We start from the raw sequence: 10,998 nt of genomic DNA on the forward strand, positions 1-10,998 counted from the left end.
ATCGGCGAGCTGCTGCCACATAACTGGGCACCTGCTGCCAAGGTGTGATGGCCGGACGCTTACCGATACTCTTTAGATATTTTGATTGATTGCGGGTTTGCTGTAATGTTTGAATTAAAAACAGTGGCTCTATTTTTACTTACTGCACTTGCTGAGATTACGGGCTGCTATCTTCCTCTGCTTTGGATCAAGCAGGGAATGAGCGCTTGGTTATTAGTACCTGGTGGTATTAGCCTTGCTTTGTTTGTTTGGCTGTTAACGCTTCACCCTACTGCCGCGGGGCGTGTCTACGCCGCCTATGGTGGCATTTATATTTTTACATCCATTATGTGGTTGTGGCTAATAAATGGCGTTAGGCCAACCGTGTGGGATATAACCGGTGCGTGTATTGCTGTAGTAGGTATGTGTGTAATTATGTTTGCTCCACGACAAGTGGATTAACATTGTGCTCCTTGTTTAGAACGGGATGGTAGCTTCGATAATTTACTGCCGGCGAGAGGTCTTAATCTCTATTCACTATGTGAGGTTTCTAGATTTGAAATTGTATTTTACCTCAAGAATAGAATGGTGTTGTGGTCAAGTCCAGCCGGACACCTCTTTAAGCACATTTCTAAAATTCGATGGGGGTTACATCCCCCGGCGTTGTATGTATTCTGCGTGAGTTTTAATAAGCGATATAGGCTCTCACATCTGTTATCGCATCCTCCCTTGTTGTATAGAGATTTCCTGTTAACCACTCTCGTTTCAGGCTGCTAAAAAAGCGTTCAGTCGGTGCGTTGTCCCAACAATTTTCCCTACGGCTCATTGAGCACACCATTCCATGCTGCTTCAATAGCGCTTGGTAGGCATCGCTGGCATACTGCCTACCTTGATCGGAGTGATTCAATGCGCTAGCGGTGGATCAGGCCGCGAAGCTGCTGGGCACCGGCAAGGGACTGGCCAAGCTGCACGGGTTGCTGTGCGGGCGGCAGCGAAAGGCGGGTTTGCCAAACAGCCGTGATTTAAGGGGGGGTGGAGGGGCCGCGTTTGCAGCACGGCCCCTCTGGATTTGAAATCCAGTAGGGAGAGGCGGGTGCCGCTAACCTTCACTTACCCCTATACAGATACTTTCCGGCAAGAGTTCTTCCCATAAATCAACAACTTCAAGAACTCCATTTGGCAGGTGAGGTAGTCGCCTGCCTTTGTGTATACCCCATCAACGATGTTGTGTTTTTTATAGATAACAACACCGCGATACATCTCATTTTTTTCTGTATCCCAGCCCATTCTATTCGCGGAGCTTACTTGTACGGATGTTTTGCCATCCCTGGATTTAAGGGTGTCACCCTCTTTAAACTTCAAAATTGGTCCCTGGGTCCAGACCATATACTTCTTTTTTTTCTTTACCCTCTGATCGTATCTGATATCCAAGGCATCACGAAAAGCGTAGGGAACATGAAATGCCCAGTGCTCGTTATCCAGTGAGATATTGAGCCTGCCATGTACCACTTTTGGAACTATAAGTATTGTGTCTCGGGTACACCTAGATTTCCACATTGACTTTAATAGATCGATTTCTTCTACTCGCACAAATCCCTTGTTTCCCTAAGGATGTACCTCATTCCCGTCTACAGCCTGGCTTCGTTTGCCCAATGCTCTTCTGTCACTATTGCTAGTGGAAGGCCGGAATCACGATATTCAACCGCTTTCTCGATCTTCCTCCCAAAACTTTCATGTATCCAAGAATCTGTCACATAGGTGCCTAAAACCAGGTAATCCAAACTCTTGGTTACTCTAGGGGCGTTGACCCCTCCTAGAGAGTCAATGACCTCTTGACACTCTTTGCGCGAGCCATAGGCACAGGTGCCAGTAAATAGGAATGCTTTCCCGATGAAATGTATGCTTGGGGGCGGGGTGCAAATCGGTAAGGTGGATGTCTTCGGAACCTCCCCATACTCGGAGATTTCACCGGATATGGACTCTAGGATTGCGAGTAATTCCGCAGACTCTTCTTTATCAAGCACCCCATCGGATAACATCCCGGAAACCTTATCTAAAAGGTTTAAGATAATAGGGTTCTTTGTCTCGCTGTTTTGATAAAGCCAGTCGTGGAGGAATTCAGCCTCACTTTGATTTACCAAGCCATCAGCGGCTATTCCCTTACTCAATCCGATAAGCGTATCTATCTGCCTATCCTGAAGGTGCTTTCTATTAAATCGTGTAAAAATATCCATTTTTACGATTTGCCATTGTCCTTAACGTGCAAGATATAGTGCCAGAGTATCGGGATTTCCGTTGATGCGCTAGCGGCAAGGGGCTGGCCAAGCTGCACGGGTTGCTGTGCGGGCGGCAGCGAAAGGGGGGGTTGCCAAAACAGCCGTGATTTAAGGGGGTTGGAGGGGCCGCGTTTGAAATGCGACCCTTTCACAAGACAATTTCCCCGCCTCTATTGATTTAATTGCATGTAAAATCGCTGCAAGAGAAAGTGGTTGCAGCAGGTGATTTGAGCCTGGGCTCACCATGCCTGGTTACTATTTGATCAAAGAGGTCATTCAAATATCATGAGAAAATTGCTAATTGCTCTACTCCTTGTCGCAACATCTAATGTTTCGTTCGCATATGATGGGAGGAGTTCTGGGAAGATCGAAAAAATTAGAATCCAAGACACTCGTATATTAATTACTCAGGCTGGGGCAAGTAACCCGGGAAAGTGCTCAAATTCCGAGTATCTTTACTTAGAATTGAGCGATAGCATCTTAAGCAAATCTAGCTATTCAGCAATTCTTAGCGCTCATGCAACGGGAAAAGATGTCAACCTTGCGCTAACTGGCTGTTCACCGGACTTAGGGTTTCCAGTAGTGACGGAAGTTTGGCTTCAATAATTTTCCCGCCCGTGTCCTGGGCGTTTGGGGGTGCAGCCTAACAAGCACCGGCAGGATGCTCAAAAAACGTGTGCTGAAGAACTCACAAACTAAAGTTTGCTCGCCCCTTCGCGCTTCAAACGCGGAAGGGTAGGGCACAAAAAAACCGCCTCATGGGCGGTTTATCTGGCCGGTGCAGTGGTAACGAGTTAACTCTCTACATCACTGATACTGCTTGCCCAGTCGTCACCAATTGGAAAGTGTTTCAGCGGATCGGCTTTACCATGCAGTACGCCCAGTATTGCGATCTGCTCCCCACTGAGCCTTGTGTAGTACACCACGTGGCTCTTATGCGGGTAAGAGCGGTATCCTTCGCCTATGTCCTCCCGCTGCAGCCCTGCCGCGGGAAAGTTTGCCAGCCATTGAAAGCGCTCGTACAGATCCTGCGTGTACGAGCGCGCCCTCTCGGCTCCCCAGTGTTTACGCCCATAGCGGGCGATATCCATTACATCTTCAGCCGCATTATTCGTTATTTGAAATCCTACCATTGGAAATCTGATCCTCTAGATCCAGTTGCCGTTCAATACCCTCCGGCGTCAGATCAGAAAACTCACCTCGCTGGGCCTGAGCCATCCCTTTAGACAGGTGCTCACGCAATGCCTCCAACTGGCTTTGTTTTTCTTCCATCTGCCTTAAGGCATCCCTAACCACTTCGCTCGCAGAACCGTAACGGCCCGATCCCACCTGGTCGCGTATGAACGCTTCCCAGTGCGCGCCTAAGGTCATGCTGGTATTAGCCATGTGTCGCCCTCTGCCTGCTGATTGTTATAAAAATAATAATTTCTAGTACTCACTCACGGGGTGATGAATATTCATAAGTACCACTGAATATTCAAAATGAATACTAGCATAAAGCCGCGCAGATATGCACGGCCTATGCAAATCTGCGCGTATGTCAAAGGTTGCCTGCCGCAAACCCGGGTTTTTGAGAGTAAGAGGGGTGGAAAGTAGCGACACCTGGGGATGGCGCCGCTGGGGGGGGGCGGTACACTGGGGCCGAACGGTGGGGGCTTACTCCCAGTGACCCCGCTAGCTCAATTGGGAGACGGGGCGGCTTGCCGCCCCAAATCTTATACTCTTACCGTCGGCCGCTGCGCACAGTAGCAGCTTTTCTGCATCGGTTTCTCCCCTTTGGCGCCGCGCGCTGCCGCGCATACTGCGGCTTTGGCCTGTTCTGAATTAGCACCCAGGCGTTTGGCAATGTACAGGGCCACGGTTTTTGCCTTGTCCACGCTGGCGCGGCAAGGGGCGGGCCCATCCTTAAGACGAATAATCTTATTGTTTTCCTTCATCGATACTTCCCTTCGCAATTGCGATCTATCAACCTGGCCACATTAACTGTCAAGCCGGTCACAACTCCAATATGGCTGGCCCACCGGTGGGCCAAATTACTAAAATATTTCTGAATACTTCCTGTTTTTCTGTGGTTTGGAATGAAACGTCCAAAACTTTGGGCAAAATTGCCTGCCGACTGGCGCGATTTAACGCCGGGGCGCCGGCTGGTGGCATCCCGGCAGGCCAGCAGTACCCGCCAGGGTGACATCGCCGACGCCAGTGGCCTGTCGGTAGACCGGGTGTGTGCGCTGGAGTCTGACTGGGGCAAGCTGGCACCCTCGGAAATCCTGCCACTGATGCGCAGTTACAACCTGAGCCTGGGGGCAGTGGCTGCAAGGCGACCAGGGGCTGGCAGCACTGCCGGAGCAGATCCCCGCGGTAACCTGGCGGCGGTGAGGTTCGGGCAGTGGAACGCCTGGTCTACGCGCTGACCGAGGGCCGGCCTGTGCCGCATAAGCTCGCACAGGCCGGCGACGCAGAATACAGACTTAACCTGACAGAACTCCTACTGAAAAACCGGTAACTGTCAGATCAAGTCTCAACTAGTACACATAAGCGGTATACACTTCAAGATTGAATCCGCGCTATTCTGACTGACCGAGTTCCCCTTGATGGTTTCAGCAGGTTTCATGTAATTAATGTAGTAGTTCAATTACCAGACTCATAGCGACTTAAAGGCGCCGGTAATATCTCCAACCAGATCTGGATTTTTAGGGTCAATAATACGCTTTCCTTTTTTGTTTGAAAAATCGATATTATTTAAGTCTACCCAGATAATATTTGGATTTTTCACCCAGTTAAAATAGTAAATCTTCTTATCTAAGTCCATTAGTGAAAGCCACCAGGTCGGGTAAGTGGCGTCCTCTTTAATTTCTCCACTAGCTCCGACCCGGCTATAGGGTGCGCCGAAGGGCACAGTAACAGTACGAATTGCGCTAAGGATATAGCCAGCTGCTTGGATATCATTACTTGGTTCCGGAAGGTGCTTCAGGTAATAGGATAATCGAACAAAACGGTCAGCTCCTTCGATGCCTCCAGGAACTGATTTATTGCCGCCGAATCCTTGATAGAAAGGAAGGTTTACCAATTGCCAGTCATAGGGCGGGTCATTGGTCATTACTGTATATTTTTTACCATGGTGTACGATCAATTTTCCATTAATGATTTCAAATATGGCTGAGTCACCCGTTGGGTCTTCTATTGCCATATGGGCACCGAGTACTTCTTCTCCCACTTTTACTGGAGATATTCGTACTTTTTTCATGCCTTCAACGGCATCCGCCACATTGGCATAATTATCTAATATAAAGCGCAGCCAGCGCATATAGGATATTCCGGGTACATTATTGGGTTCTGAGTACCGAGTTTCACCCAAGTAAAGAATATGAGCTGCCAACCCCTTTTCATTAATACCATCTGTGGCACCATCATTTTCTGAAAATCCGAACTGGCGAGCATATGGGATAATACTTTGTACAACGCTGCCATATTTGGAGGTCCACTTAGCTGGATTCTTGCCCTCCTCGCCAACCATCTCCATGCCTCGCGGGTTAATTAATAGGGCATCATTAAATGAATGGCCCCAGTCCATAGTCCTGGCAGCAAATACCCCCTGTTCATTTTTCCAAATTCCACGTGAGCATGCATGAATAGGTGAAGGAGTAAGTAAAGTGTATAATGCAGCTAAAAATAGAATATGACCTGCTGCCTGTTTAATCATCTCATTGTCCATATGGCATGATTTAAGCCTAAATGATAGTACATTGAAGATGAATTGATTGAGTAAAATGAACTTTTTGACCTGATGTGCTTAGTGACTTTCTGAAAGTTTAAAAAACCCAATTGATTTGCAGTTCTTTCAAGTTTGTCTGCTACAGATGAGAATCGTTTATGGGTTTTTATTTGACGGCTCAAGTTGTGTAAGATATTGAGCCGCCGTAAAATTACCATTTTTGTGATGGTCAGGTTTAATGCTTGTCTTTTTTAAGCCCTTTGGCTGATTTAAATAGTGCTTTGATTACTGACTTGACGCTCTCTAAATTCACATAATCCCTATCAGTGTTAGCTAAAAGTACTACGCCAACTTTATCAATAGGATGAAAAACCAAGTAGGAAAAATATCCGGGGTCGGCGCCATTATGGCCGATTAGGTAGTGATCCTCTCCACCATAGTTCCATATCCAGTTTGTAGGCCAGAAAATACCAACGTCTCCATTAACTGGAGTTAGCATCTGAGTTACAGAGTCAGCTTCTAGAAATCTTATATCTGATTTCCTTGATATCAGCTCTCCATCATTCATTATGGTGGCTAAAAATAATGCCATATCTGACACGCTGCTTTTTAAGCCCCCATCTGGCTAGGTTGCTAGATCATAGAAGGGTAATGGAGCTAAGCTGGTTTCGATGATGTAGTGAGGAGTTGCTACATTATTTGGGGCCAGGTCAGTAAGTCGCCAGCTTGTATTATTCATGCCCAGGGGGGGTAAATATTTCTCTCTGTGCATAATCGGCTAAGGAGAAACCAGTAGCAACCTTCATTGCATAACCAGCTAATGATGCACCGATATTTGAGTAGAGGTATTCCTGGCCCGGTGTTTGCCCAGTAAAATTCTGCTCCAGATTGTAAAATTCTCCTCCATTATCAAGATAAGCCGCTAGAAAACCATTCAGGGTAATCGGGCTGCTTTCAGGGCAAAATCCAGCGTCTCTGAGGTTAACCAACTTTGTGTGGGTGCCATCACCATGATCAATATAGTAACTACACAGGTAGGCTTGGCTATCATCAATACCAGATTGATGAGTGATCAGATGTCTCAGAGTAATAGGATGGGAGTCAGGGTTGTCAATGCGAAAGTTCTCATTGGCCAGTAGCGTTTGTACCTCCTGTTCCAGGTGCAGGTTTCCATTTTCTTGTGCTTTAGCGATTGCCGTCCCCATTACTGCTTTGCTTACAGAGGCCAACCCGAAGGGGGTATTTCTAGTGACCTTTCGACCATATTACGGGCATCTCTGGGTTGGAGATAACGGCAACTGCCATACCTGGGATAGCGTTATCTTCCATGGTTTTTTTGATTAATCTATCAATCTTTGACCTCATGCCAGTCTTGATGATTGCGGTGGGTGGTTCTGATTCATTACTCCAATTTACTTCATTTTTGTCGTACATTCCATTTCCGCAGCTGGATATTAATATGGTTGTAATTGCAAAAAACGGATTAGTGTTGCGTGGAGCTGAGTTCATTTCATGATGTGTCTTCCTTGTTTCACTTGGGGGTGGCTTAGGTCGGCCGTACTAAAAGTTAGTTTGTCAAATGTTCATAGAAGTCCTCTTACAAAGTTTGAACGCAGTCAGCTGGATACCCCTGTTTTTAATGCGAAGCTGTCTGAATGGTTTGTTTTAGTAATAATTTGGGTGAAGAGTGTTTTTGGACGATCGCACAAAGTGAATAGCAAGTATTGTTATTGCTGACCCAAATTTTGATTAGTATCTATGAGACTTGCTTAACTCGTGCTGAATGAGGTTCTTGCTGGATTATTTTTTCGTGGAATTGTGGGTGCTGGTGGAAGGAGGGTAAGGAAGAGTTGAAGGATTTCAACTCGGACATAAATCTGATCTGACTTTTTTTGGAAAAACTTTTTATTTTGAAATAAAAAAGCAGCAGCGCCATCAAGACGCTGCTGCTGTTATGGTTACTGAAGTTGTTACGGTTGATTTACCGGTACTGCACAGGCTAGGTAGACATCCAAGAGATTGTTGCTTAGCCCCAGTCCTTTCAAGCTCAGACGTACCTGATTAAAGTCTGCAGTGGTGGTGGCGATCAACAGGCGGTGGTTGTGCGCGCCATTCACTTTGAAAGGCGCCAACATATAGCCGCTGGTAGTTTCACCGGTGGCAGTGCCATTCAGGTAGGTGCTGATAGCGATACTATCCAGGTAAATGGTGTCCAGCAGTGAGTTTGCATTCTCCACCAGGAACCCGATCATAAAGCGACCGGTTTTCACCATGTCGTGATTGATCTGGATATAGACATCTCCCCCTGCCCCTTTAACCACTGCCATTCTTGCGGCATCGGAGAGAATCCCGTTGGTAACCCGATCGACAGCCGTTACCGAGCAGCCATCACAGGGCGCACTTATGCCGTGAGCCAGTTCGACATTGACGCCATCCATAACTTCGAGGCCTTCGAAGGAAGTACAGGAAAGAACATTGTCGAAGTCGCAAGCGTCACCAACTCCGTCGTTGTCCGAGTCTTCCTGTAATCGATTGCTGGTCTGTGGACAGTTGTCGATATCATTCTCTAGTAAATCGTTATCTACGTCCGGGTCACACCGGTCTCCCCAGAGATCTCCATCTGTGTTGTTTTGAAGGGGATTGGCGATAGTGAGGCAGTTATCTATGTCGTCTTTTACTCCATCGTTATCCACATCGTCATCATCTTCATCACAGGCATCACCAGTACCATCGTTGTCACTATCGCTTTGATCATTCGGGATGAAAGGGCAATTGTCATTGCTGTTGTCAGTGTTGTCACCATCAAGATCACTATCGCAAGCATCACCGATATTGTCTCCATCCTGATCGCTCTGATTGGAGTTCGGGGTTGTCGGGCAATTGTCCTCACCATCGTCGTAGCCGTCATCATCGCTGTCACTGTCGGTATCACAGGCATCGCCGATGCCGTCGTTGTCTTGGTCCCGCTGGAATGTATTGGGGACACTCGGGCAGTTGTCGTCTTCATTTAAAACGCCATCACCATCCAGATCTATATCACAGTTGTCTCCAATGGAATCACCATCGGTGTCGGCTTGGTCGGCATTCGGGGTGAAGTGACAATTATCGATGAGGTCGTTTACACCATCGTTGTCATCGTCGGTATCACAAATATCGCCCTGGCCATCGTCATCATTGTTTGCTTGGCCTTGGTTAGGGATATTGGGGCAGTTGTCAATCTCGTTGTTGACGTTGTCCCCATCTAGATCGGTATCACAAGCATTGCCGATACCGTCGGCATCCTGGTCGAGCTGGCCAGGATTAGGGGTATTTACACAATTGTCGACACTGTCCGGAATAAAATCGCCATCAATATCAATGTTATCGTCACAGATGTCGCCATAACCATCGCCATCGGCGTCTGCCTGGTTTTCATTAGGGTCCAGAGGGCAGTTATCGCTGTCATTATCTACGCCATCATTATCACGATCACTATCGCAAGCATCTCCGCTGCCATCGCTGTCGGTATCTGTTTGGTCAGCATTGGCATTGGCAGGGCAGTTGTCTGATTCGTCGTTGATACCGTCGGCGTCATCATCGCTATCGCATAGATCGCCTTTGCCATCGGAGTCGATATCACTTTGGTCGGAGTTTGAGATAGTGGGGCAATTATCACTTGGGTTTTCAACGCCATCATTGTCTCGGTCGGAGTCGCAGACATCACCGATGCCGTCGTTATCCTGGTCCCCTTGGGAGACATTAGCGGTACCGGGACAGTTATCGGTATTGTCATCTAAACCGTCGCCATCATCATCCCGATCACAGGCATCACCGATATTATCTCCGTCGATGTCACTTTGATCTGCATTGGAAGTTTGTGGACAGTTATCTACACCATCGTCCAGGCCGTCATTATCGCTGTCATTATCGGTATCACAAATATCGCCAATTCCATCGGTATCCTGATCAGCTTGATCTGAGTTGGCAGCATTCGGGCAGTTATCCAGGGTATTGGTGATATCATCACCGTCCCTGTCATTGTCACAGACATCGCCAACCCCATCGTTGTCGATATCCCCCTGCTCGTGATTGGGTGCAGCGGGGCAGTTATCGCTGTCGTTGACTATTCCATCGTCATCCAGGTCTTCATCACAGGCATTGCCAACCCCGTCATTGTCGCTATCTGCTTGGTCGGAATTTTCTACTTGCGGACAGTTGTCTTCGGAATCGGGATGCTTGTCATTGTCATCGTCGTTATCGCAGGCGTCGCCTGCACCGTCGCTATCACTGTCAGTTTGATCTGAATTAGAAGTCTGCGGGCAATTGTCATTCTTGTCTTCGACACCATCTCCATCTGTGTCTGAAGTGCTAGCATCCGGGAATAAGTCTTGGGCGGCATTCCCTCTACCGCCATCTGAGCCGCAAGCGCTCAATAGTAGTAGTGAGAAAAAAAATACAGTGAAATGTATTTTTTGCATGGTAGCGGTCTCCGAAAACAAAATATTTTTGTTATCTATTGGAGAAGAAGAGCTGGGTCCTGTTTTTTGGAATAGAAGCGCGCGATGAAATAAAGGTACTCGCTTCCCGATCCCCACTTCCCTGTAGATATTTTCTGAAAATACGCAGCTGTACTTTTAATACTTTTGTATGCAGCGGCATTGGCAGATTTTAGGTGTTGATAAATATGCGTGTTTTCTCAGTGAAATTGTGATGATTGGCAAAATATTGGCGGGTGATTTTCTGGGTTATATTGCCTGTAATTTAAAAGCGTGAAGTTTTGTCAGAAGGGTGGTGATATGGGCGCCGAAACTGAAGGTTATGCTGTTTGGTGAGTTTGTCACTAAGTTCGTTGAGAATAAGAAGATGTTACTTGTGGGATTTTTTTGTTTCTTTTTGGGGTGGCTGTTGGCAGATGAGCGATCTGCAGTTAAATGCGAGGCCGACGTCTTAACGCTTTTAATCTCTGAGTTTTGGGATTTGGATTCCCTCCTAGTAAAAATGGGAGACCCCCCAGCTTTGCTGGGGAGGCACGCATAGTTTGACAGTTCCAGA

General features: G+C 47.3%; 11 protein-coding genes and 1 pseudogene. 2 read left to right on the forward strand and 10 right to left on the reverse strand.

The window, feature by feature from the left end; translation table 11 throughout:
- Window positions 1–105 precede the first annotated feature (105 nt).
- Window positions 106–441: a YnfA family protein gene (locus ACCI49_RS21825; RefSeq protein ID WP_371841351.1), complete on the forward strand. Its 336-nt coding sequence runs from the start codon at window positions 106–108 to the stop codon at window positions 439–441.
- 654 nt (window positions 442–1,095) lie between these two features.
- Here the strand turns inward: ACCI49_RS21825 and ACCI49_RS21835 are convergent.
- The 5 genes from ACCI49_RS21835 to ACCI49_RS21855 form a co-directional block, all read right to left on the reverse strand.
- Complete coding sequence (locus ACCI49_RS21835) at window positions 1,096–1,569, reverse strand: hypothetical protein (RefSeq protein WP_371841352.1); 474 nt, start codon at window positions 1,567–1,569, stop codon at window positions 1,096–1,098.
- Window positions 1,570–1,607: 38 nt separating this feature from the next.
- Window positions 1,608–2,213: a BRCT domain-containing protein gene (locus ACCI49_RS21840; RefSeq protein WP_371841353.1), complete on the reverse strand. Its 606-nt coding sequence runs from the start codon at window positions 2,211–2,213 to the stop codon at window positions 1,608–1,610.
- A gap of 836 nt (window positions 2,214–3,049) precedes the next feature.
- Window positions 3,050–3,388: a type II toxin-antitoxin system RelE/ParE family toxin gene (locus tag ACCI49_RS21845; RefSeq protein WP_371841354.1), complete on the reverse strand. Its 339-nt coding sequence runs from the start codon at window positions 3,386–3,388 to the stop codon at window positions 3,050–3,052.
- A complete protein-coding gene (locus ACCI49_RS21850) occupies window positions 3,363–3,641 on the reverse strand; it encodes a type II toxin-antitoxin system ParD family antitoxin (RefSeq protein WP_371841355.1) in 279 nt (92 codons plus the stop codon). The genes ACCI49_RS21845 and ACCI49_RS21850 overlap by 26 nt, the downstream gene beginning before the upstream one ends.
- A gap of 329 nt (window positions 3,642–3,970) precedes the next feature.
- Complete coding sequence (locus tag ACCI49_RS21855; RefSeq protein WP_371841356.1) at window positions 3,971–4,192, reverse strand: hypothetical protein; 222 nt, start codon at window positions 4,190–4,192, stop codon at window positions 3,971–3,973.
- A gap of 141 nt (window positions 4,193–4,333) precedes the next feature.
- On the opposite strand from ACCI49_RS21855, the gene ACCI49_RS21860 reads away from it, so the two are divergent.
- Window positions 4,334–4,666: a hypothetical protein gene (locus ACCI49_RS21860; protein ID WP_371841357.1), complete on the forward strand. Its 333-nt coding sequence runs from the start codon at window positions 4,334–4,336 to the stop codon at window positions 4,664–4,666.
- Window positions 4,667–4,896: 230 nt separating this feature from the next.
- Here the strand turns inward: ACCI49_RS21860 and ACCI49_RS21865 are convergent, their stop codons facing one another.
- The 5 genes and pseudogenes from ACCI49_RS21865 to ACCI49_RS21885 form a co-directional block, all read right to left on the reverse strand.
- Complete coding sequence (locus tag ACCI49_RS21865) at window positions 4,897–5,955, reverse strand: linear amide C-N hydrolase (RefSeq protein ID WP_371841358.1); 1,059 nt, start codon at window positions 5,953–5,955, stop codon at window positions 4,897–4,899.
- A 247-nt stretch (window positions 5,956–6,202) separates the two neighbouring features.
- A pseudogene (locus ACCI49_RS21870) lies at window positions 6,203–6,580 on the reverse strand (serine hydrolase); the annotation flags it as partial.
- 118 nt (window positions 6,581–6,698) lie between these two features.
- Entirely contained in the window at window positions 6,699–7,172 is a 474-nt protein-coding gene (locus ACCI49_RS21875; protein WP_371841359.1) for a serine hydrolase, read from the reverse strand.
- A 40-nt stretch (window positions 7,173–7,212) separates the two neighbouring features.
- Entirely contained in the window at window positions 7,213–7,401 is a 189-nt protein-coding gene (locus tag ACCI49_RS21880) for a hypothetical protein (protein WP_371841360.1), read from the reverse strand.
- Window positions 7,402–7,937: 536 nt separating this feature from the next.
- The gene (locus ACCI49_RS21885; RefSeq protein WP_371841361.1) at window positions 7,938–10,424 is read right to left on the reverse strand and encodes a thrombospondin type 3 repeat-containing protein; all 2,487 of its coding nucleotides are present in this window, start codon (window positions 10,422–10,424) and stop codon (window positions 7,938–7,940) included.
- Window positions 10,425–10,998 lie beyond the last annotated feature (574 nt).

This window comes from Microbulbifer epialgicus, from assembly GCF_041447265.1.
Taxonomy (GTDB): domain Bacteria; phylum Pseudomonadota; class Gammaproteobacteria; order Pseudomonadales; family Cellvibrionaceae; genus Microbulbifer; species Microbulbifer epialgicus.